Below are 24503 nucleotides of genomic sequence, written 5' to 3' on the forward strand. Positions count from 1 at the left end.
CGAAATTATGCAAAGACTTTAGAAGGATTTAAAACCAGAATTTTAGCTAAAATTACTGCACTTACTGTGGTTCAGTACATTAATAAAACATACTTTAATCGAAATATTAATAATCTAAAAACTCAAATTATTTAAAATGCACAACGGGTGAAGAAATATATTGCATTATTCTCTTTCGTTATGATTACGACGTCATCATTTTGTCAAAATTATAATTTAAAAATTGATTCTTTGAGTAGTAAACAAACAACTAATTTTAATCGATTTAATAGTTTTGTTTATAAAACAAATCTTGAAAAAGATTTAAAACTAATTCCATCTAACAGAAAAATAGATCTAAATAATCCAAATTTTGGAAAAGTGAATTATGATATTTCTAACCCGAATAAATCGACTGATTTACCAAGTTTTTTCATTCATGGTGTATCTAATTTAATTGAGAGTCTACTAAATTAATTCTTAACCTTTATTTTGTAACTCAAAAAATACAATACAAAACTGATTAAAATCGAAAAAGTTGCTGGCACAAAATAAGCCAATGCGAGATTTTTGGTTGCAATAAAATTAATTGGAAGATTGATTAATCTGAATTGAAAAACTAAAAAACACAACACTACTATAATTACAGACATTTTCCAATCGTAATTGCGTTTATGGTTGATAACTGAACATAAAATATATGCCAAAACAATACCTACAAAACTCAAAATTGTTTTCATTGTAGCTAAATGTTTCAGTTTTTCGCTGATTCCGAATTCGTCACTTTTTCTAACCAAAAAGGCAAAATTATCTTTTCCCATTGAATGAATTAATTCAATCAAATCTAATTCAACCAAAACGTAAAATTGTTGAATTCCTAAAAATAACAAAACGCTTGCTACAAGTTGAATTGCAAATATTTTTATGTCAAAATTTTTCATTCAAAATAGGTTTAAAATCGATCATAGAAACGTGCAATATTCGCTTCTTTATCAATAGGTTGATTATTTTCTAAAAAATCGTACAAATCATCCACCATCACAGGGGCCAACATTGTTCCGCGCGTTCCCATTCCATTCAAACAAATCAATTGTTGATGCGTAGGATGCACTCCAATAATCGGACGACGATCGACAACCGTTGGACGAATTGACGCATGTTGTTCCACAACTTCAAAATCATCTTTAAAAAAATTCTGAACACCTTCAACCAAATATTGTTTTGCATCCTCAGTATTTTTATAATTCACATAATCGCGATCGTAAGTTGCGCCTACAAAATATTGTTTATTTTCTAAAGGCATCAAAAATTCTTTTCCTTTCACAACTGCTTCAGGTAAATTAGCTTCTGTTTTAATTCTCAACACTTCACCTTTTACACCAATTATAGGTAAATTTTTGAAATAAGGATTGTTCAAAATATTATAACCTTCGGCAAAAATTATTTTAGTTGCTTCGATTTTTTTATAGCTCGTTTGATTATCCTCTAATTTTAATTCATTAAAATCAAAAGTTTCATCTAAAAAAGCATCATTTTCGACTAAATAATCTTTAAAATCAGCTAGAAGATTTGTCAAATCAACACGACCTGTGTGCAAAACTTCACCAGAACCAATTGGAGAATTGATTGAGGAAAAATCATTCAGTTGTTCTGAATCTGTTGCTAAATAATCAATCAAATCTGGATGAGTTGTCGCTTTTTTCAACCACGTTTTTTTCTCTTGTTCGTCATTAAAAATTCTATAAACTGGAAAATTGTAGATATATTTTTTGTTTAATAATTGTTCAAAATCACCAAAAACCTCGCGCAATCTTTCGATTTGTTTTGTCGCATTCCAAACAATTGAAAAACGTTTTAGCACAACAGGATTAAAAATTCCAGCAGCAATCGCCGATGCTTTATGAAAATGATTATCAATCACCACAAAAGTTTTCTTTTCCTGCAACAATTTCATCGCCATACAACTCCCTGCAACACCTTGACCAACGATGATATATTCTACTTTTTTCAATTTCTAAAATTTGATTACAAAGGTAAATAATGTTTCGGTTTTACTTATCTTTATTCTTAAAATCAACCATTTTATGCAAATATTCTATACCATAATTTCTTGTCTCATTATCCTTTCCGTCATTATTCCTTTCATCAAACATACACATTGGATGGTTAGAGTATTTGATTATCCACGATTTCAGAAATTTGTTTTGGTAATTGCTACTTGTATTTTATTCATTGTTGTGCCTAAAACTTCAATTACAATAAGTCTATTTATTTGCTTAATTTTTACTTCAATTTATTTACTTTGGGTCATTATTCCTTATTCTCCATTTGGTAAAAAAATGATTGAACAAGTATCCTTAAAACCAAATGAAAAACCGCTTGATTTACTTGTTTATAATGTTTTGCAAGACAATACGAAATATCAAAATTTGGTTGAATTAATTAAGAAAAGAAATCCTGATATCGTTTTTTTATTAGAAACGAACAACGAATGGATGGAACAAATAAAAGAAGCTACAAACGATTTTGAGTACAAAATAGAAGTTCCGTTAGAAAACACTTATGGATTATTGTTTTACTCTAAATTACCTATAAAATACCAAGAAATTAATTATTTAATCAGCACAGAAATCCCTTCAATTATTGCTGATATCGAATATAATAATCAAATTGTGCGTTTGTATGGTTTACATCCAACTCCGCCAGTTCCGCAAGAAAATGAAGAAAGTGCTGAACGCGATGCTGAGATTTTGATTATTGGAAAACAAGCGAAAGAATATGGAAAAGCGTGTATTGTTTTTGGAGATTTGAATGATGTTGCGTGGAGCAGAACAACACGTTTATTTTTGAAAACTTCGCAACTTTTAGATCCTCGTCGTGGTCGTGGAATGTTCAATACTTTTCATGCGCATCATTGGTTCTTACGTTGGCCTTTGGATCATTATTTTTTGAGTTCTCAATTTCGATTAATTGATATGATAAGAGAACCAAATATTGGTTCGGATCATTTTCCTATTAGTATTCAAGTTGTTTTACGTAGTGATGATGATTCGGGAGAAATGAAATTAGACCATAAAGAAAAGGCAGAAGTTGAAGAAAAAATAGAGGAAGGAATTGAAAAAGGAGATGCAAATTAGATTTTAGATTTTAGATTTTAGATTTTAGATTTTAGAAAGTTAAATTCTTATAAATACATAAACAAAAAAATCCAGTCAAATGACTGGATTTTTTGTTTTGTATTCTGATTAGTAATTCCACATATCAGCTTCTGACTGAATGATAGAATTTCTAATTTTGTGATGTTCTTCTAATTGACCTTTCGCATCATTTGGAATGTAATCATCAATCATTTTCGTTCCATACATTGTTTGAGCTTTGTAAATAATAGAACTAAATCTACGTGCATTTAACATCTCATCATATGTAATTGCCGAATTTGAATTACTTGGATTGAATACCGTTGCATTCACCAAAACATTACGAGCATCTGGATACCAAATCCAGAATAAATCTACGAAAGCTCCGTCAGCAAACTCAGTTCCTAACGATTGCGCATCAGGTCCCATAATTGCTAAACCTAACAAACGATATTTTAATTCTCCTAAACGACGGTCGATGTACCATAGACCTTTCGTTTTTACCATTTTGATATCGTCAGATTTAATTTTATAATTAAAAATAGCAGCTTCGTCAGGAGTTTCTCCAGCAGCTTTCATATCGTAGTAATACTGTTGTGTATCTTTCTTCTCATTACGAGCCATAATTTGCTCATAACTCATTTTAGTTTGAAAGTACTCATCGTCGTAAACTTCTCTAATCTTTTTGCTACGAACTCCGTCAACCAATACATCATATAATGATTTTGAATTTTGCACTAACTCATCACCAGATCTATAATAAGGTTGATTTAGACGCTCATTCAAATCAATTACTTCCCATACAACTTTCGACCATAAAACATCTTTATCTTCGATAAAGCCATATTTCAAAGGATCTTGAGCCGTACTTACTGTATCTCCAGCTTCATCAACTCTTGTTTTATTTTCGCGGTCTTTTCTTAACTGTTCTGGCGAAACAGCGTTAAGAACATTTTGCGCCATTGTAAGAGTTGAGAAAAAACTCATTAAACCAAACAAAAGATACTTCATATTTTAAATTTTTACTTTTTAAATTATTGTACTTGAATTGCGATAGATGATGCTTCTCCAGTTGCTCCTGAATTTGTACGATATTTAATATCGAAAACACCAATTACATCACCTTTTTTCGCTTTAGAAATTGCTCCAGCTGCTCCTGACATTTTATTTCCAGAAACACGTACTGTTGCTTGACCTGGTACTCTTACATTGAAAGATGTTACTTCACCCGAAATTGGGAATAAGAAATCTGGCCAATCTACACGAATTGTTTGTGCTGCGATTCCATTATCTGGAATAGCTGGACTTGTATTTCCTAAAATAACACCACGTGCCGGTGGAACTGGTTTGATACGGAATGTTTCGCGAACCGATAATGTTTTACCAGAACTTGCTCTTGCAGATGCCGTAAACACCACTTCGTTTCCTCCTCCAGGCGTATAATTCCATTTGTTAGCTCCCGCTCCAGAAGGACTTCCAGAAGAAGCACTTAAACTAACAGGTCCGTTTGCACCGTTAATTGTTGCTGAAATTGGATTAGATACTCCACGATAAACTACACGTAAATTATCTGCAACAATAGACCCTCCTGTTGGGTCTTTTTGAATAACCTCTTTAAATTTAACATCTGATGTTTGGGCTACAACTTGATAAGTTGAAGGTGCTATGGCTACCGTTTTCGTTTTTCCATTCGATACGTATGTAATGTTACCTGTTAATTGATGCATACCAACTGCAGATGTATTCAACTTAATAGATGCTTTACCATCAACAACAGTAGCAGAACCAACACTTGTAGAAACAGAACCTTTGATTGAATTATCGTAAGCTCCTAAAACTACATTAAGAACAGCTTCATCTCCGACTTTCACAACACCTGGCGATAAGAATAAACCTTGGAATGCATCCAACTCAATTTTTTCTTCTAATTTACCAGATAATAATGCTCTTACTAAGTTACCTTCTTCTGTACGTGCATCCATTTGCATTTTAGATAAATTCGTTAATGACGCAACCATTGGTTGGTCATAGAATTTCTCTTGCATCCAGCTTTGATTTTTCGTTTTTGGAGTTGTTCCAAAAAATTCATTGATACGCGCTTCAGCATTTTTAGCATCTGGACTTTGTTTAGCAAAAGTCATTAAGAAATTTCTGAACCCATCAATTTTATTTGTAAACTCTTGTGCTTTCTCATTTCCTTTGTCTCCTCCTTTTCCTTTAAAGAATAAAGAAACTACAGGCTCTGTATTAGACAATGCATTGTAATCTGTATCTTCTGATCCTGAAACAAAATCAGCACCAGCTAATTCTTTTTTCAATCCATCGATATAAGCAACAAAATCATTTGTTTGTTTTTTAACTTCTGCAGCATCTGCTTGAGTTTTTGCATAAGTTGGATCATCCTTCGCTTTTAGATCAATTTGACCATAGAAGGTATCGTTATTTGTTTTCGTTAAAGTCGTTGTTGACTCTAAAGATGTATTTATCGTTTCGAAAGATCTCAACACCTCACGATCCACGTTCAAAGCCATCATTGCAATGAACACGAGATACATCAGGTTGATCATCTTCTGACGTCCGGTTAGTCTACCACCTCCTGCCATAATAATTTATAGAATTAATGAATAATTAGTTTAATTTATCGTACAACGATTAGTTATTTTTCATTGCAGAAAGCATACCTCCGTATACTTTGTTTAATGCATTAATGTTTGCAGAAAGCTCTTGCATTTCTTTCAAGAATTGCTCTGAACTACCTGAAGATTTTTGCATTTCTTCGATAAATTGTTTATTTAATTCTACTTGTTTTTGGCTATTAACAATTTGCTCAGCATAAACAGCGTTTAATTGGCTGATGTTAGTTGATGCTTTTGCAATTTCGTTGCTATATTGTTCTGTTGAAGCGACAGCAGATGTTGTTGTGTTTAATTCGTTAACAGCTGAACCAAATTTATCTAAAGAACCACGTAATCTTTCGAAAACTTCTTTATCTAATTTAGCATCTGCTAATACTTTGTCTAATTCTGCAGTTAAATTATTTCCTGCAGTTGCAACAGCAGCAGTTTTTCTTTGTACTGGCTCTCCAGTTAATAATTCTGGATAAGCTTTTTCCCATTCGTAGCTTCCTTCTGGTTTATCGAAGAATGCTGAATATAAGAAGACGATTGCTTCAGCTACTAAACCTACTGTTAAGATTAAATTGGCTGATATTGGTCCTATATTCGTATGTGTAATTTTACATAATGCCCCGATAATTACTACTGCGGCAAAGAAATTATACAAAAAATTTGTAAGACGTTCTTGTTTTGAAGCTTGTACTGCCATAAGAGTGCTTTTTATTAAATTATTTTATTAATAGGTTATTTGGTTTTTCTAAAATTTACTTTTGATCCTTCTGGGAAAGATTGTACTGTACGGAATCCGATGAAACTTCTTGCAGAATCTTTGTGTTCCCAATCGCGAGATGATACCATCAATAAGTATCCAACATCTTTCCAAGATCCTCCTCTAACACTTCTGTTTACTTCTCCAGACATTGTAATTGACGGATTAAGTGATGAAGACATTGTGTAAGATGATCTGTTGTAAGGAGAACTTGTCCACTCAGCTACGTTACCAGCCATATCATACAATCCGTATCCATTCGCTTTGAATGTTTTTACAGGAGCTGTATACATATAACCTGTTTTCTTACCATCGTTGATTTCTAAATAATCTCCACGTTTTGGTTTGAAATTCGCTAAATAACAACCTCTATCGTCAGTTAAGTAAGGACCTCCCCAAGGGTAAGGTGCATTTTCTAAACCACCTTTTGCAGCATATTCCCACTCAATTTCTGTTGGTAAACGGTAGCTAATTACTTTTACTTGACTTCCTCTTTTCTTTTTATTATTCAATGCTGTGTTATGATATCTTGTGCGGAAATCACAAAAAGCTGTTGCTTGATTCCAGTTAACACCTACAACAGGATAATTTGCATAAGCTTTGTGCCAAAAATAGTCTTGGTGCATTGGATCATTGTACGAATAGTTGAAATCTCTTACCCAAACTGTTGTATCAGGATAAATATTTAAACTAAATTCTTTACGAAAATCTACACGGAAAGTACCACGTTTTTTTGCTGCAGCAGTTTGATCAACTGTCACATAAGAATAGTTTAATTTACGCGTATCAATACGTCTTTCTCCATTCATACGCTCTTCTGGTGGATAATATAATCCTTCCATAACCTCAGCATAATCTACATCTGGATATTTGTATTTATCCCACTCCAAGCGCTGTTTCCAATTTAATTTCTTTGCATCTAAAGATTGACCATCACGACCTGTATTACTATTTTTTAAATATTCGTCATATGGCGTTCCTTCTCCATCTGCAGATCCCGAAACGTAAGCATAAGCTCCAATTCCATCGTTCTCAGTTGAAGGATTCATTGGATCAAAACCTAAAGTTTCTGCCTTGTTAGCCAAAGCAGTACGAGCGATAGAATCTTTTACGTAGTTTACAAAAATTTGATACTCAGAGTTTGTAATCTCTGTATCATCCATAAAGAAACCTGTAACAGTAACCGTTTTTACTGGAGCATCATTTGTTTTTGTAAAATCGTAATCGGTCTGTCCTAAAACAAACGATCCACTCGGAATCGGAACCATTCCCTTTGGACGAACTGGCGTCCAAGCCGAAGATGTTTTCGAAACTATTTGTCCATCATTTCTATCACTACTCCCTCTGTTTTTCAACATTTTACATGATGATAAAGAAAGAGATAGCAACAATGCACTTACCAAAATTCTATTCATTCTGTTATAGATTTATTTTTATACAGGTTTTATACTTTTAGTTCTCAATTAATAAGGCTACAAATTAAGGCAATTTATTAATTGATTTTTAAAATTGTTCTTTATTTTTTAATAAAATTTTTTGAAATATTTCCACCACCTATTTGGTATATCACCATTAAGGGCTTGTTCGTAATCTTTTTCTGAACACGGAATAATTTCAAATTTTCGCTCTCCATCAACAGTGTTATCAACTTCTATCCACAATTGATTGGTTAATACATTTCGGTAAAAAATATAATTGTATCCTTCTGTAGGAACAAAAATTTTTTCAAAATATTGTGTATCGTCAAAACTTTTTATCTCTGGACGGTGATTTTTTCCATCAATAAAATACCAAATCATCTGCGAAATTAATAGATGATCTAATTTTTTATAATTCTCGATATAATCACAAACGTAAAGTGAAGTCAATTTATTGCTGAAACCTAAATATCTTGTCAACGCACAAATTTCGCGCGAAGTAAATCCATTTGGCGTCATATTTTTTGAAGAAGAGAAATCCGAACCTTGTAAACTCGATAAATTAAGCAAAGCCGCATTTACATCTCTCGAATAAGGTTCTATTTCTTTTACATTTTCAGAAATCACACCCAAACGAATAGCATCAAAATTTAACTGATCTAACAAATCTAATTTTTCTTGAGCAACAAAATACGTTTGAAAACCAATATTTGTGTAATCCAATAAATTGAAAGGCTCATTAGAAATAATTTTTGTTAAATAATTATTTTCCGTTGTTTGCGCTTCATCTTTTCCTAATCGTAATTTATGATCGATTGTTAAGTAGTAAACTTTATCAACAATTTCATCATACGCACGATATTGTTGATAACCTAAACTTGGATTTCCACCCAAAATAACAACAACGTATCCATCACGAATTAATCCGTTTGTAACTTCTCTAAAAACTTTTTCGGTTTCGGATTTATCATCATAATAAATAACATCACCAAAATCGTACAAATCGATCGACCAATTTCCCATTTGCAATTCGTACAATTGTGTACGAACAAGGCTAAAATCTACATCTTCGATCAAATCTTTTTGTTTCGAACGAGATTCTGTCACACCAATAATCGCGATTTTATCGTTCGATTTTTCATCGATTTCGATCACATCTTCGCGAAATTTTATAGCTTGTCCTAACGCAAAAGAATTACAAGATTTAGCAAAATCTTGTAATTCTTCAGAAACGGGTTTTAAAAAGTCGTTATACATTACTTTTTAGTCGTTGTTTTTTTAGTTGTCGTTTTCTTCGCAGTTGTCTTTTTTGCTGGCGCTTTCTTTTTAGGTTTTGCTGCTTCTATTAATTTTTCAACCTCAGCCAAAGTCAACGCTTCTGGATTCGTCTCTTTCGATAGCTCAACTTTTACTTTTCCTTGAATCAAATTATAACGTCCCCAACGTGCTTTCTCCAAACGAATTTCCTGTTCTGCCCATTCGCGTACCACACGTTCAGATTCTTTACGTTTTTTATCTTCAATCAATTCGATAATATCAGCTTGAGATAAATGATCGAAATCGTATTTTTTTGGAACATTAATAAACCATTCATTCCATTTGATAAATGGTCCAAAACGTCCTTTTCCTTTTGTTACATCATACCCTTCGTATTGTGCAATCGGTGCATCAGCTTTTAATTTTTCTTCAATTAATTCTACTGCACGATCAAATGATAAATCCATTGGATCTTCCTCTTTCGGAATCGAAATATATTTATCATCAAATTTCACATAAGGCCCAAAACGTCCAATATTCACTTCTACTTCGTGCGCTTTATACTCACCCAAAGTTTTTGGTAATTCGAATAATTTCATTGCCTCTTCTAAGGTAATATTATGAATAGATTGATGCTTTTGAAGACTTGCAAAACGAGGTTTTTCTTCATCTTCTGCTTCACCAATCTGAATCATTGGTCCAAAACGTCCAATACGTGCATGCACTTTTTTACCCGAAACAGGGTCAATTCCCAATTCGCGTTCTCCAGTTGCACGATCTGCATTTTCTTGAACATCTTCTACAACATGATGAAATTTCGTATAAAATTCATCAATCATTTTTGTCCAATTCAATTTACCTTCTGCAATATCATCAAAACTATTTTCAACACGTGCCGTAAAATCGTAATCCATCACATTCGTAAAATAATCAACCAAGAAATCATTTACCACGATTCCGATATCAGTTGGCATTAATTTGCGACGATCAGCTCCAAAAATTTCTTTTTGTTGAACTTTTTTGATTTGATTATCGATTAACGTTAAGGTATTATATTTTCGTTCTTGACCATCCAATTCACCAACTTCCACATAACCTCTATTTTGGATTGTAGAAATCGTTGGTGCATAAGTTGACGGACGACCAATTCCTAATTCTTCTAATTTTTTCACCAAAGATGCCTCTGTATAACGAGCCGCAGGACGAGAAAAACGTTCAGTACCGTTTATTTCATCTGCTTTCAATTGCTCATTAACTTTTACATTTGGCAATAATACTTTATCGTCATCTGCATCTTCTTCGTCAAACGATTCTTGATATACTTTTAAGAAACCATCAAACACAATTATTTCTCCTTTCGCTTGGAAAATAAAGTTGTTTTTGTTGTTATCAATATCAATAATAGTTCTCTCCAGTTCTGCATTTGCCATTTGAGAAGCAACTGTACGTTTCCAAATTAATTCGTACAATTTTCGCATTGAATCGTCTGCATTAATCGAATGATTTTCGAAATGTGTTGGACGAATCGCCTCGTGCGCTTCTTGTGCAGATGAATTTTTATTTTTGTATTTTCTTATCTCAACATATTTGTTTCCGTAAGCAGATTCTATCTCAGCTTTTACCGCTGTTAAAGCGTCATCAGACAAATTCACACTATCCGTTCTCATATAGGTAATATGTCCAGATTCGTATAATTGTTGTGCGACACGCATCGTTCTCGAAACTGAAAAACCTAATTTGCGAGATGCTTCTTGTTGCAAAGTTGATGTTGTAAACGGCGCAGAAGGTGTACGTTTTGCTGGTTTCTTTTGTAAATCATTTACTTTAAAATCTGCTCCAACACATGTTTCTAAGAAATCTTCGGCTTCTTTTAACGTAGAAAATTCTTTTGTTAAAACTGCTTTTAATGTTCTTCCTTCATTCGTTTCGAAAATTGCAATGAATTTGTATGATGAAACTGGAACAAAATTTTGAATTTCTTTTTCACGTTCGACAATTAATCGAACAGAAACTGATTGAACACGTCCTGCAGATAAACCTGGTTTTATTTTTTTCCATAAAATTGGCGACATTTCGAAACCAACTAATCTGTCCAAAACACGACGAGCTTGTTGCGCATCAACCAAATTTTCGTCAATCTGACGTGGATTTTCTACCGCACGTTGAATTGCTTTTTTCGTAATTTCATTAAAAACAATACGCTTTGTATCCTTTTTTTCTAATCCAAGAACATGATACAAATGCCAAGAAATTGCTTCTCCTTCGCGGTCCTCATCGGATGCTAACCAAATTGTTTGGGCTTTCGAAGACAATTTTTTTAGTTTACTTACAACCTCCTTTTTATCAGGTGTTACTTCGTATATTGGCTTATAATGATTCTCGATTTCGATTCCCATTCCTTTCTTTGGTAAATCGACCACGTGACCAAAACTTGATTCCACGATAAAATCATCACCTAAAAAACCTTGAATGGTTTTAGCTTTTGCTGGGGACTCAACAATAACGAGATTTTTAGACATATTGTTTTCTTAAAAAATTTCTGCAAAATTAATAACAAAAAAATGAAGCAGCCAAAAATGATTTTCAACTGCTTCATAATTTTGTCTATTTCATGTAAGGATTATCCTTGTAAATATCTGTTCCGATTTGGTCTATTTCTGATTGTTCGTCATCAAAGCCAATAACTTCTTTGTATATAACATAAATTAAGACAAAACAAAATGGATAAGCTGCTATAATTCCTATACAACAAGCTAAAAATCCTAATATACAAACTCCTATTAAAGCTAGAATTAATTTTAAAAAACCAAGAAAATTTTTCGATGTTAATTTAAAACTCAGATTAATTGATTCACCTACACCTGCATTTCCAAAAATAATTAAAGGAATTACAAAAGTCAACATAACCATAACAAGTATTCCAGGGAAAAAACACAATGTAAATCCTATCATAAAAAATATATTTAATAAAATTGTTGCTAAAAATAATTTTCCTAAGCGTCCATTTTTATACATAATAAATATATCTGAAATCTCTACATTCTGTTTTAAATCATATTTTCTACACATATGATAAACACTATACCCTATAGGTGCAATTAATCCATTTAATAACAATTTATAAATATACAAGGCTTTAAATTCTGTTTTTCCGAATTCTGTTCTATACCATTCAATTAATTCATTATAATCGCTACCTCCCATGATACTTTCTAATTCTTCTTGATTTGGTTTATAAAAAAGATCTCCAAGTAACTCTCCTAAAACATAAAAAATTGAATAGAAAACACCTGCAAGAATAACATATAAAGCGAGCTCTTTAAAAATTGTTCCAGCTTTATCTAATGCCGCACGGACTTTAAAATTGTATCCATTTTCTAATCTTGAATTAATCCTATCTTGAAGTTTTTGATCAATCATACCTGTTTTTCATTTAGATTTCCTCAAATCTACAAAATGTTAATAAAATGCAAAAGAAAATTTTACTGCCAATATGTCACATAGATTTATTATTTTTGCACGATAAAATATCCATTTTAGAATGCATACAGAAGAAAAACATATAGATGAAGCAAGACAAGGAGAGGCTTTGATGACTGCTCCTACTCGTAATGCAACAAAGAAATTATTCTTAGAAAGTTACGGATGTCAAATGAATTTCTCGGATAGTGAAATTGTTGCATCTATTCTAAATAACGAAGGTTATCAAACCACTCAAAAAGTTGACGAAGCAGATTTAATTCTTTTAAACACTTGTTCTATTCGTGAAAAAGCGGAACAAACAGTTCGTAAACGTTTAGGAACATTAAACGCGATCAAAAAACAAAATCCAAGTCTTAAAATTGGTGTTTTGGGTTGTATGGCGGAACGTTTGAAACATAAATTTCTTGAAGAAGAACATTTAGTTGATATCGTTGTTGGACCTGATGCTTACCGCGATTTACCAAACTTAATCAACGATGTAGAAGATGGTCGTGATGCGGTAAATGTACAATTATCAAAAGAAGAAACTTACGCAGAAATTTCTCCTGTTCGTTTAGGAGGAAATGGCGTTACAGCTTTCGTTACGATTACTCGTGGTTGTGATAACATGTGTACGTTCTGTGTTGTACCTTTTACACGTGGTCGTGAGCGTTCTCGTGATCCGCACTCAATTTTGAATGAGTGTAAAGAATTAGCAGAATCTGGTTATAAAGAAATTACACTTTTAGGTCAAAATGTCGATTCATATTTATGGTATGGTGGAGGACCAAAAAAAGATTTCAAAAATGCAACTGATATTCAGAAAGCGACTGCTGTAGATTTTGCTCAATTATTAGACATGGTTGCTACGCAGTTTCCTAACATTCGTTTACGTTTTTCAACTTCTAATCCACAAGATATGGAAGAAGGCGTATTGCAAATGATGGCGAAACACAAAAACATTTGTAAATACATTCACTTACCTGTTCAATCGGGCTCTACGACTGTCTTAGCACGTATGAATCGTCAACATACTCGTGAAGAATATTTCGAATTAATTGATAAAATTCGTCGTATCGTTCCAGATTGTGCTTTATCGCACGATATGATTGCAGGTTTCTGTGGCGAAACAGAAGAAGAACATCAAGATACATTATCATTAATGGAATATGTGAAATATGATTTCGGTTATATGTTCGCTTATTCTGAGCGACCAGGAACACCAGCCCACAAAAAAATGCCTGATGACGTTTTACCAGAAGATAAAAAGCGTCGTTTACAAGAAATCATCGAAATGCAACAAAAACATTCTGCAGAGCGTATGAATAGTTATGTTGGAAAGACGCATGAAGTTTTGATTGAAGGAAACTCTAAACGTGACGAAAATTTCTGGTACGGACGTAATACACAAAACGCGGTTTTAGTTTTCCCTAAAATAGAAGGAACTAAAATAGGAGATTTTGTAAACGTAAAAGCAAATAGCTGTACAACGGCTACTTTGATTGGTGAAATGATAGAAGGATAAACAATCAATCCGTCAATTGTATACTAAAAATAAAATTCGTCAATTCGAGTGATTTTTATAAATGAAATGATTAAAAATCGTATTGAGAATAGAATTTTAATAGTTTAAAACCTTATTTTCGATACAAACTCTAAAAAATTTTACTCGAAATGACGGTTTTAATAAGACAATAATTGAAATTTGATAGATCATTTTTCAAAAACCTAAAAAATAAAAAAATGGATTCTTTACAAACTATCAAACAACGTTTTGGAATCATTGGAAATAATATAGCCTTGAATCGTGCTTTAGAAAAGGCGATTCAGGTTTCACCTACAGACATTTCTGTTCTTGTTATCGGAGAAAGTGGTGTAGGTAAAGAATTTATTCCGAAAATTATTCACAATCAATCTGCACGCAAACACAACAATTATATTGCAGTGAACTGTGGTGCGATTCCAGAAGGAACAATCGATTCTGAATTATTTGGACACGAAAAAGGTGCTTTTACAGGCGCTACACAAACACGTAAAGGTTATTTTGAAGTAGCAGATGGTGGAACAATTTTCTTAGACGAAGTTGGTGAATTGCCTTTAGCTACACAAGTGCGTTTGTTGCGTATTTTAGAGTCGGGTGAATTTATGAAAGTTGGCTCTTCGGAACTTCAAAAAACAAATGTTCGTGTTGTTGCTGCAACGAATGTAAAATTGAAAGAAGCTGTTGAAAAAGGGAAGTTTCGTGAAGATTTATATTATCGATTAAATACAGTTCAAATTGATATTCCAGCTTTGCGCGAGCGTAAGGAAGATATTAATTTATTGTTCAGAAAATTTGCTTCAGATTTTGCAAATAAATACAGAATGCCTCATATTGAGCTTTCTCCAGAAGCCCAAAATTATATTGCGAATTATCCTTGGCCGGGAAATGTGCGTCAATTAAGAAATTTTGCTGAACAAGTTTCTGTTGTGGAAAAAGACCGTGTGATTTCGTTAGAAAAAATCATGGAATTATTACCCAATAATTCAACAATGTTGACGGTAACAAATACATCAAAAGATGGAAGTTCTTCAGATTTTATGGAACGTGAATTATTATTCAAAGTTTTATTGGACATGAAAAAAGATTTGAACGATTTGCGTGCTTTAACATTAGATTTAATCAAACACAAAGATGTTGAAGATTTTAATGGCAATACACAAGAATTGATTCAGCGCGTTTATCAAGATCAAAACGAACCAGAAGAAGATTTTGTGCCAAGTCAATATAATTTGGTTCCAACGAAATCTGCTCCAATTACACCAAATTATCAACAATCGCAATACGATTATTCGAACGATGTATATGATGTAAGTCCAATCGAAGAACCAGAATCTCTTTCCTTACAAGATAACGAAAAAGAAATGATAAAATTGGCGTTGGAAAAACACAAAGGAAAACGTAAAATGGCGGCTGACGAATTGGGAATTTCTGAGCGTACATTGTACCGAAAAATCAAACAATATCATTTGTAATATGAACAAAATAAAACTATTCGTCCTTAGTATTTTTGCTATTTTTAGTTTAACAGGATGTATAAGATATACTCTTTCAGGAGCTGCAATTCAAGATGATTGGAACACAATTTATGTGGCAACTTTTCCGAATTACGCACCTCAACAAAATCCCACTTTGAGTCAAGATTTAACGATTGCGATTCAAGATATTTTTAGAAGTAGAACGAAGTTAAAGTTAAATTCGAACGAAAATTCTGACTTAATTATCGAAGGTGAAATTACGGGATACGATGTTGTTCCAGAAGCAATTCAATCAAATGATATTGCGGCAAAAAACCGTTTGACGATTTATGTAAAAGTTCGATACATCAACAATAAAGACGAATCAAAAAGTTATGACAGAACATTTTCTGCTTTCCAATTATATGACGGAAATGCGATGTTAAGCGCTGTAGAATCGTCAATTGTTCCTTTAATTATTGATGATATTCGCGACCAAGTTTTTGCGTCTATTGCGATGGATTGGTAAAAAAATAACCTTATATTTGAGCAATGACCAGAATTGAATATTTAGTAGCACATCCGTACGAAGTTGAGAAATCGGACATTCCACTTCTTAAAAAAGAGGTAGAAAAATATCCGTATTTCTACACATTGCGCGCTTTGTTACTTTATGGTTTAAAAAAGGAAAATCATCCTTCTTTTGAGGATTATTTGAACAAAACTTCAATTCACAGCAGCAATCGTGTCGATTTGTATCATTACATCAATTCAGAACCAATTCAGAAAGAAATTCAAACAAAAACTGAAACTATTTCTCCTGAAATGGAAGAAGAAAAAGTGGAAGAATTAGTTGAAAACGAAATTATTTCTGAACCAATTTTAGAAAACTCTACTTCTGAAATCATCGAAAACAATAACGAAACAGTTGAAGTTATTGATGAAATCATTGAAGAAAAAGAAGAAGAATTAAACCAAGAAATTGAAGTTGTTTCTGAAACTAATTCAGAAGAAATCAATGAAGATATTGTGGACGAAATGATCGAAAATGATACAGAAGAATCTGAATTGAGAACGGATCATGTTGTTGATATTATTTCGGATGAAGAATTGAACGAAGTTGCTGAAATCACGAATAAAGTTGTGGTAGAAAATAATTCGAAAGAAGAAAATTTAACTTCTGAGAATGATATCGAAAATGCTGTTCAACAAACTTCTGGAATTGAAATTATTGAATCTGAACCTCAGCAGGTAATTGAAACAATTGAAGATAATCAGGAAGAAGAAATTATAGAAGGATTGTCTGAAAATGCTGAAGTAATTGAAGAATCTGAATCTGAAACGATTGAAGAAAAAATAGAAATCATTGAAAATAATTCGGATGATTCGACGTTCTCTTTTTCGGATTGGTTGAAGAAAGTTCCTTCTCAATCAAAAACTCAACAAGAGATTGAGGAAGAGCAAGAAACTGCAGAAAGAGAAATAAAATATAAGTTGATTGATGACTTTTTGGAAAAAAATCCGAAAATCGTTCCGATGAAAAAAACGGATATTACACCAGTCAGCACACCTTCAAATTTCGTTCAGAATACGGAAGAATATTCGGATTTGATGACCGAAACTTTGGCTCAGATTTATACTGAGCAAAAAAAATATGATAAGGCAATTAAAGCTTATAAGATATTAATTTTGAAATATCCAGAAAAAAATAGTTTATTTGCAAATCGAATTAAAGAAATTGAAAATTTAAAAAACTCTAAATAATAAAATGGGACTATTTCAGTTTTTCATGATTATTATCATGATTTTATGTGTATTATTAGTACTAATCGTATTATCTCAAAACCCTAAAGGAGGAGGATTATCTTCTACTTTTGGAGGTGGCGGAGGAAGCCAAATGTTTGGAGTTCAAAGAACGAATAAATTCTTAGACAACACAACTTGGGGATTATTTATCGCTGTAATCGTATTGATTATTGGAGCAAGTGCTTCGCATGAAAATCCAAATGCGATAAAACCAATTAAGCCAAATGTTACGGCACCGGCTAATAATTTACCAACGCAACCTGCTGCAAACGGAGCAAGTCAAAATCAATTACCAGCTCAACCAGCGAAGTAATTTTGATAAGAAAATAAATTAAAAAACGCGAATCATCGAATGATTCGCGTTTTTTAATGCCTATAATTGAATATTTATTCATAATTTAGTCCTAAACATTGAATATGAAACACTATTACATCTTTATACCATTAATATCTTTGTTTCTTATTAATTGCAGTCAACAAAAAATTTTAAAAACTATTTCTATGAATGAATTAAATATTTTTAGAACTGCATTTGATGGCAAAGGGTGTAAAAACGAAATAAAAGTTTTCTCAAATATGAAAGATTTTGATGAATTTCAAAAGTCATTAATTATTCCGGGACAACGAAACGCTCCATTAGAAATAATCGACTTCTCAAATAAAAATATTGCAGTTATTTGTAAAGAAGATATTGATCGTTACGAAATCTCTGAATTAACTAGTTCTTCAAAAAAAAACATTTTAAAACTACATCAATATAAAGATGAAGCTGATAAATCCATCAACTTATTTTTTATAGAAATACCTAAAGAAATTAATTATTTAACACTAGAATATTGAAATTTATGAAAACAAAATTTATTATCTTATCTCTTCTGATGGGAGGAAGTTCGGTTTTTGCGCAAAGTAATCATTGGCTAGAATTGAAAAACAAAAATTTTCAACCTACTAATTTAGTTGAAAGATCAACTGTTCCTAAAGAATTCACTTTATTTAAATTAGATGTTACAAGTTTACTTAATGACTTAAATTCTATTGCCAACAAAGGGAATAACAATGCTCAGTTAGTAAACATTCCGAATGAAAATGGAGAAATAACAAAATATCTTGTTGAAGAAGCATCTATTATGGCGCCTAAATTACAAGAGAAATATAACATGATTAAATCTTATGTAGGGAAATCTGTTGATGGAAAAGCTACAATCCGTTTTAGCTATTCTCCATATCACGGTTTTAGTGCAATGATACAGAAAGGTCACGATATTTCTTATATTGATGCTTATACAGAAGATTTATCAACTTACATTTCTTACAGTAGAAAAAATGTTGATGATAATATTAATTTTTCTTGCCATACAGATGATGTATATCAACAGAAATTAATCAATCAAATCACAAATGATATACCAACAAATAAAACTGCTATTGATGGTAAAATGAGAAAATATCGTTTAGCTTTAGCGACAACTATAGAGTACTCTAGATACCATGTAAATAGAGCAGGATTATCATCTGGTACATACGAAGAAAAACTAGCAGCTGTTATTTCAGCTATAAATGTAGCTATGACTCGCGTAAATGGTGTTTATGAAAAAGAGTTTGGTGTAACTATGGAACTAGTGGAAAATAATGATAAAATTATTTTTATTACAACAGATGAATACACCAACAATAGTGGAAGTGCTATGCTAAAAGAAAATCAAATTGTTTTAGACAGAGAAATAGGTGTAGATAATTATGATATTGGCCATGTTTTTTCTACTGGTGGTGGTGGAGTAGCTTACTTACAAAGCCCTTGTAGCACAATTAAAGCAGGAGGTGTAACTGGATTAGGAGCACCTATAAATGACCCTTTCTATATCGATTATGTAGCTCATGAAATGGGACACCAATTTGGAGCACCACATACTTTTAACAATTCTTGTAGTGGAAATCGCTCAGGCGCTACAGCAGTTGAACCTGGTAGTGGAAGTACCATTATGGCTTATGCTGGTATTTGTCCTCCTAATGTACAAAATAATAGTGACCCTTATTTTTCTACTGTAAGTGTTAATAATATATATAATTTTATTACTTCTACAAATGGAAGTTGTTCAGTAAATACTGATTCAGAAAACAATGAACCTGTCATTGTTCTAGATAAATTGTCATATAACATTCCTCACTCAACCGCTTTTGTTTTGGAAGCAACAGCTAGTGATCCTGATGGAGATGCAATAACATACAACTGGGAACAAACAGATACACAAATAGCTACGCAACCTCCTGTATCTACTAATAAAAATGGACCAACATTTCGATCTCTTAATCCAACTACAGTAGGATACAGATACTTCCCTAATTTACAATCAATTGTTGATGGTAAATTAACTTTAGAGACAAATCCAGCTCCTATGAACTGGGAAGTTATTCCAAGCGTTGCTCGTACGCTAAAATTCTCTCTTTTAGTTAGAGATAACAATCCTAAAGGAGGTCAAACTGATCGTAAAAATGTTGTGCTTGTTACAAAAGATTTTGGCCCATTCAAAGTGACTTCGCAAGCGACAACTGATTATTGGACACAAAATTATCCTGCTACAATTACTTGGGATGTTGCGGGAACGGATGCAAACGGAATTGATACACAAAACGTAAAAATCTTATTATCAGTTGATGGAGGGAAAACATTTGATTATGTTTTAGCTGAATCAGTTCCAAATAATGGAAAATATGATTTCACAGTTCCAACGAATGTTTCGTTAACAAAGGAAGCGCGCATTATGATTAAAGCAATTGATAATGTTTTCTTAGCTGTAAATGCCGCAAATTTTGAAATTTCTGATAAATTAGCAACTTCTGAGATCAATTCGAAAGATTTAGGTACGATTTCTCCAAATCCTTCAAATGGAATAATCAATTTAGATTTTACAAAATCATTTACAACAGGTAAAATTACGGTGACAGATTTAGCAGGAAGAACAGTTTACTCAAACAAATTGAATTCTTCGAAATCTCAACAAGTTAATTTATCTAGTTTATCAAATGGTGTTTACATTGTTTCGATTGAAGCAGGTAACGAACAATTCACGAAAAAAGTGATTATCAAAAAATAATTATTCATAAAAATCACTTTAAATGCCAAGTTGTCATACAACTTGGCATTTTTGTTTTAAGGAGTGAAATTAACTTATCCATAATGGCAGAAATTGTGTGTTGGCACGTTTTTCGTTTATTTAAAACCATCAATTATTAAAATAAAAATACAAATATGTCACAATTAAACATTAAACCATTAGCAGATCGAGTGGTTATTGAGCCTGCTCCTGCAGAAACTAAAACAGCATCAGGAATTATTATCCCAGATTCAGCAAAAGAGAAACCTCAAGAAGGAATCGTTGTAGCAGTTGGTAATGGTAAAAAAGATGAACCAATAACTGTTGCAATTGGAGACAAAGTTCTTTACGGAAAATATTCAGGAACTGAATTAAAATTAGAAGGAAAGGACTATTTAATCATGCGTGAAGCTGATATTTTGGCAATCATCTAAATTTAGTTGTAATTAGTAAAATGTATTAAGTACAAAGTAACTTATTTTTTAATTTTTAATTATATTCGACTTAAGACTTAAGACAACAAAACTTATAAAAAAAATGGCAAAAGATATTAAATTCGACATTGAATCAAGAGACGCTTTAAAAAGAGGTGTTGATGCATTAGCAAATGCAGTTAAAGTAACATTAGGACCAAAAGGTCGTAACGTAGTTTTAGAAAAATCTTTCGGTGCTCCACATGTAACAAAAGACGGAGTTTCTGTAGCAAAAGAAATCGAATTGGAAGATCCAATCGAAAACTTAGGTGCTCAAATGGTAAAAGAAGTTGCTTCTAAAACAAACGACGTTGCAGGTGATGGTACTACTACTGCAACAGTTTTAGCGCAAGCTATCGTTCGCGAAGGTTTGAAAAACGTTGCTGCAGGTGCAAACCCAATGGACTTAAAACGTGGTATTGACAAAGCTGTTGCTGGAATTGTTGCTAACTTAAGAGAGCAATCTCAAGAAGTTGGTGATTCATCAGAAAAAATTAAACAAGTTGCATCTATCTCTGCAAATAACGATGATACTATTGGATCATTAATCGCAGAAGCTTTTTCTAAAGTTGGAAAAGAAGGAGTAATTACTGTTGAAGAAGCAAAAGGAACAGAAACTTACGTTGACGTTGTAGAGGGAATGCAATTCGATCGTGGATATCAATCTCCTTACTTCGTTACAAACGCAGATAAAATGATTGCTGAATTAGAGAATCCTTACATCTTATTATGTGAGAAAAAAATCTCTAACTTACAAGAAATCTTACCTTTATTAGAGCCAGTTGCTCAATCAGGACGTCCATTCTTAATTATTTCTGAAGAAGTTGAAGGTCAAGCTTTAGCTACTTTAGTAGTGAACCGTTTAAGAGGTTCTTTAAAAATTGCTGCTGTTAAAGCACCAGGATTTGGAGATCGTAGAAAAGCGATGTTACAAGATATCGCAATCTTAACAGGAGGTACAGTTATTTCTGAAGAGCAAGGAATTACGTTAGAAACTGCTACTTTAGAAATGTTAGGTACTGCTGAAAGAGTAGTTATTGACAAAGACAATACAACTATTGTTAATGGTGCTGGTGATGCAGAGCAAATCAAATCTCGTGTTAACCAAATTAAAGCGCAAGTAGAAACAACTACTTCTGACTATGACCGTGAAAAATTACAAGAGCGTTTAGCTAAATTAGCTGGAGGTGTTGCTGTATTATACGTTGGTGCTGCTTCAGAGGTTGAAATGAAAGAAATTAAAGACCGTGTTGATGATGCTTTACACGCAACTCGTGCTGCTGTAGAAGAAGGTATCGTTGCTGGTGGTGGTGTTGCTTTTGTCAGAGCTTTATCTAACTTAACAATTGATACTACAAATGCTGACGAAGCGACAGGTGTTAAAATTGTAACACGTGCAGTGGAAGAACCTTTACGCCAAATTGTTCATAACGCTGGTGGAGAAGGTTCTGTAGTTGTTGCAAAAGTAAAAGAAGGAAATGGTGATTTCGGATACAATGCGAAAACTGACGAATATGTAAACATGATCGAGGCTGGAGTTATTGATCCAACTAAAGTCGCTCGTGTTGCATTAGAAAACGCTGCTTCTGTTGCAGGTATGTTAATTACGACTGAAGCTGTTGTTACAGAAATTAAAAAAGATGAGCCTGCTATGCCACCAATGGGTGGAGGAATGCCAGGAATGATGTAATCATCAACTCATAAAAATATACAATAGAAAAAGCCATTCAGAACTCTGAATGGCTTTTTCATTAAGTCATAAATAATAAAAACTATATAATCGTCGATTTCCCCATCAATACATTTTCAAAATTAAAATATGAATGATGATCATGATCGCTCAATAATATCTTCGCAATATAATTTACCACAACAGACGTCGAATAATCGCTCGTTTCATCTAAATCTGAAGTTACAATCAAATTATTAATCGCATTTTCCACCGCATTTTCTATTGCTTTTGCCCCTTCTTCTAATCCCAAATAACGCAACATCATTGCGGCACTCAAAATAGAAGCCATAGGATTTGCAATTCCTTTACCTTTTGCCTGTGGATACGAACCATGAATAGGCTCGAACAATGCATTTTCTGTACCAATAGAAGCCGAAGGCAACAACCCTATACTTCCACCAATTACACTTCCTTCGTCCGAAATAATATCACCAAACATATTCTCTGTCAAAATCACATCAAATTGTTTTGGATTGATAATTAATTGCATCGCTGCATTATCAACAAACAAGAAATCTAATTCAACTTCTGGATATTTTTGGCTAATATCCATCGCAACTTTTCGCCATAAACGAGAGGTATCCAACACATTTGCCTTGTCTACCAACGTTACTTTTTTGCGACGCTTCATTGCTTCCTGAAAAGCTAAATGTGTAATTTGCTCAATGTCTTTTCTGTTGTACGAACACGTATCATACGCATGAGAACCATCTTGCGCTGTAAATTTTTCTCCGAAATAAATTCCATTAATCAATTCACGAAAAATAACCATATCTGTTCCTTCGATGTGCGAACGTTTCAATGGACTTTTCCCCAACAAAGATTCGTAAGCCTTGATTGGACGGATATTTGCAAATAAACCAAGTTCCTTTCTCAGCTTTAACAAACCTTGTTCGGGACGAACTTTAGCGTTCGGATTATAGTCATATTTTGGATCACCAATAGAACCAAACAAAACCGCATCTGCATCTTTACATAATTGCAATGTCGCATCAGGCAAAGGATTTCCCGTTTCGTCAATCGCAATTGCACCAATCAAAGCTTCCTCAAATTCGAAATTATATTTAAAAATTTGTTTAACGACTTTCAGAACTTTTATTGTTTCCGAAACGACTTCTGGTCCTATTCCATCGCCAGAAAGTACTGCAATTTTATGCGTTTTCATGTTGTAAAGATTTTTGGTTTTGTTCGTAAGTTTCTATTTTATCTTTTTGACTGATTAAAAAATCAATGTCATCATATCCGTTTAATAAACAGATTTTTTTATAAGAATCAACATCAAAGTTGATGGTTTGATCTTGAATTTTTAAGGTTTGATTTTCTAAATTAACTTCAAATTCAGTTGAAGAATTTTGATCGATGATTTCAAAGATTTGATTTAAAATTTCATCTGAAACAACGATTGGTAAAATTCCGTTATTCAATGCGTTTCCTTTAAAGATATCTGCAAAATAACTACTAATCACTACATCAAACCCATAATCTTTAATTGCCCAAGCGGCGTGTTCTCGGCTACTTCCACAACCAAAATTTTTACCTGCAACTAATATTTTTCCAGCATATTTTGAATCATTCAGCGGGAAATTTTCAATTGATTGATTATCTTGATTAAATCGCCAATCTCTGAATAAATTATCTCCAAAACCTTCTCTACTAATCGCTTTCAAAAAACGAGCTGGAATAATTTGATCGGTATCTATATTTTCTATTTTAATCGGAACAGCCGATGATTTTAGTTGATTGATTGAATCCATTTTGAGTAAATT

At 32.7% G+C, this 24503-nt stretch carries 22 protein-coding genes and 1 pseudogene; 12 read left to right on the plus strand and 11 right to left on the minus strand.

What is annotated here, in order from left to right; translation table 11 throughout:
- A pseudogene (locus B4G36_RS11100) lies at positions 1-135 on the plus strand (IS982 family transposase); the annotation flags it as partial.
- Between the two features lie 12 nt (positions 136-147).
- Positions 148-456 (plus strand): hypothetical protein, encoded by a 309-nt coding sequence (locus B4G36_RS11105; RefSeq protein WP_221856095.1) that lies wholly within the window; start codon positions 148-150, stop codon positions 454-456.
- On the opposite strand, the gene B4G36_RS11110 is transcribed toward B4G36_RS11105, so the two are convergent.
- Together B4G36_RS11110 and B4G36_RS11115 are read right to left on the minus strand one after the other, a co-directional pair.
- Positions 453-920 carry a hypothetical protein gene (locus B4G36_RS11110; protein WP_291064059.1) on the minus strand — a complete coding sequence of 156 codons (468 nt, stop codon included), beginning with the start codon at positions 918-920 and terminating at the stop codon, positions 453-455. The genes B4G36_RS11105 and B4G36_RS11110 overlap by 4 nt on opposite strands.
- Before the next feature lie 11 nt (positions 921-931).
- The gene (locus B4G36_RS11115; RefSeq protein ID WP_291064060.1) at positions 932-1990 is read right to left on the minus strand and encodes an NAD(P)/FAD-dependent oxidoreductase; all 1059 of its coding nucleotides are present in this window, start codon (positions 1988-1990) and stop codon (positions 932-934) included.
- Between the two features lie 328 nt (positions 1991-2318).
- Between B4G36_RS11115 and B4G36_RS11120 the strand changes: the two genes are divergently transcribed.
- The gene (locus tag B4G36_RS11120; RefSeq protein ID WP_291064061.1) at positions 2319-3116 is read left to right on the plus strand and encodes an endonuclease/exonuclease/phosphatase family protein; all 798 of its coding nucleotides are present in this window, start codon (positions 2319-2321) and stop codon (positions 3114-3116) included.
- A gap of 108 nt (positions 3117-3224) precedes the next feature.
- Here B4G36_RS11120 and gldN read toward each other — a convergent pair whose 3' ends face one another.
- From gldN to B4G36_RS11155, 7 genes are all read right to left on the minus strand, one after another.
- The gene (gene gldN, locus B4G36_RS11125; RefSeq protein WP_286494777.1) at positions 3225-4127 is read right to left on the minus strand and encodes a gliding motility protein GldN; all 903 of its coding nucleotides are present in this window, start codon (positions 4125-4127) and stop codon (positions 3225-3227) included.
- A gap of 23 nt (positions 4128-4150) precedes the next feature.
- A complete protein-coding gene (locus B4G36_RS11130) occupies positions 4151-5647 on the minus strand; it encodes a GldM family protein (RefSeq protein WP_291064062.1) in 1497 nt (498 codons plus the stop codon).
- Between the two features lie 121 nt (positions 5648-5768).
- Entirely contained in the window at positions 5769-6440 is a 672-nt protein-coding gene (gene gldL, locus B4G36_RS11135) for a gliding motility protein GldL (protein WP_221856103.1), read from the minus strand.
- A gap of 35 nt (positions 6441-6475) precedes the next feature.
- Positions 6476-7915 (minus strand): gliding motility lipoprotein GldK, encoded by a 1440-nt coding sequence (gene gldK, locus B4G36_RS11140; protein WP_221856105.1) that lies wholly within the window; start codon positions 7913-7915, stop codon positions 6476-6478.
- A 108-nt stretch (positions 7916-8023) separates the two neighbouring features.
- Entirely contained in the window at positions 8024-9175 is a 1152-nt protein-coding gene (locus B4G36_RS11145; protein ID WP_291064063.1) for a hypothetical protein, read from the minus strand.
- A complete protein-coding gene (gene topA / locus B4G36_RS11150; RefSeq protein ID WP_291064064.1) occupies positions 9175-11694 on the minus strand; it encodes a type I DNA topoisomerase in 2520 nt (839 codons plus the stop codon). Before topA ends, B4G36_RS11145 begins: the two co-directional genes overlap by 1 nt.
- Positions 11695-11779: 85 nt before the next feature.
- Positions 11780-12595: a hypothetical protein gene (locus B4G36_RS11155; protein ID WP_221856111.1), complete on the minus strand. Its 816-nt coding sequence runs from the start codon at positions 12593-12595 to the stop codon at positions 11780-11782.
- Positions 12596-12716: 121 nt separating this feature from the next.
- Here B4G36_RS11155 and miaB point away from each other — a divergent pair, with 121 nt between their 5' ends.
- The 9 genes from miaB (at position 12717) to groL (ending at position 22695) form a co-directional block, all read left to right on the plus strand.
- On the plus strand, positions 12717-14162 hold the full coding sequence (gene miaB, locus B4G36_RS11160; protein WP_221856113.1) for a tRNA (N6-isopentenyl adenosine(37)-C2)-methylthiotransferase MiaB: 1446 nt from the start codon (positions 12717-12719) through the stop codon (positions 14160-14162).
- Between the two features lie 218 nt (positions 14163-14380).
- Positions 14381-15652, plus strand: coding sequence for a sigma-54 interaction domain-containing protein (locus B4G36_RS11165; protein WP_291064065.1), 1272 nt, complete (start codon positions 14381-14383; stop codon positions 15650-15652).
- 1 nt (position 15653) lies between these two features.
- Positions 15654-16163 carry an LptE family protein gene (locus B4G36_RS11170; RefSeq protein WP_291064066.1) on the plus strand — a complete coding sequence of 170 codons (510 nt, stop codon included), beginning with the start codon at positions 15654-15656 and terminating at the stop codon, positions 16161-16163.
- Between the two features lie 23 nt (positions 16164-16186).
- On the plus strand, positions 16187-17398 hold the full coding sequence (locus B4G36_RS11175; RefSeq protein ID WP_291064067.1) for a tetratricopeptide repeat protein: 1212 nt from the start codon (positions 16187-16189) through the stop codon (positions 17396-17398).
- 4 nt (positions 17399-17402) lie between these two features.
- Positions 17403-17753, plus strand: coding sequence for a preprotein translocase subunit SecG (gene secG / locus B4G36_RS11180; RefSeq protein WP_038332909.1), 351 nt, complete (start codon positions 17403-17405; stop codon positions 17751-17753).
- A gap of 188 nt (positions 17754-17941) precedes the next feature.
- The gene (locus tag B4G36_RS11185; RefSeq protein WP_152606104.1) at positions 17942-18280 is read left to right on the plus strand and encodes a hypothetical protein; all 339 of its coding nucleotides are present in this window, start codon (positions 17942-17944) and stop codon (positions 18278-18280) included.
- A 5-nt stretch (positions 18281-18285) separates the two neighbouring features.
- Positions 18286-20532 carry a reprolysin-like metallopeptidase gene (locus tag B4G36_RS11190; protein WP_291064068.1) on the plus strand — a complete coding sequence of 749 codons (2247 nt, stop codon included), beginning with the start codon at positions 18286-18288 and terminating at the stop codon, positions 20530-20532.
- Positions 20533-20687: 155 nt separating this feature from the next.
- On the plus strand, positions 20688-20966 hold the full coding sequence (locus tag B4G36_RS11195) for a co-chaperone GroES (RefSeq protein WP_125349629.1): 279 nt from the start codon (positions 20688-20690) through the stop codon (positions 20964-20966).
- 103 nt (positions 20967-21069) lie between these two features.
- The gene (gene groL, locus B4G36_RS11200; protein WP_115001715.1) at positions 21070-22695 is read left to right on the plus strand and encodes a chaperonin GroEL; all 1626 of its coding nucleotides are present in this window, start codon (positions 21070-21072) and stop codon (positions 22693-22695) included.
- A gap of 82 nt (positions 22696-22777) precedes the next feature.
- Here groL and leuB read toward each other — a convergent pair whose 3' ends face one another.
- Both leuB and leuD read right to left on the minus strand, forming a co-directional pair.
- Positions 22778-23902, minus strand: coding sequence for a 3-isopropylmalate dehydrogenase (gene leuB, locus B4G36_RS11205; protein WP_291064069.1), 1125 nt, complete (start codon positions 23900-23902; stop codon positions 22778-22780).
- Positions 23889-24491, minus strand: a complete 603-nt coding sequence (gene leuD, locus B4G36_RS11210) for a 3-isopropylmalate dehydratase small subunit (RefSeq protein WP_291064070.1) — start codon at positions 24489-24491, stop codon at positions 23889-23891. Before leuD ends, leuB begins: the two co-directional genes overlap by 14 nt.
- Positions 24492-24503 lie beyond the last annotated feature (12 nt).

The organism is Empedobacter sp. UBA3239 (assembly GCF_002362875.1).
Classification (GTDB): Bacteria; Bacteroidota; Bacteroidia; order Flavobacteriales; family Weeksellaceae; genus Empedobacter; species Empedobacter falsenii_B.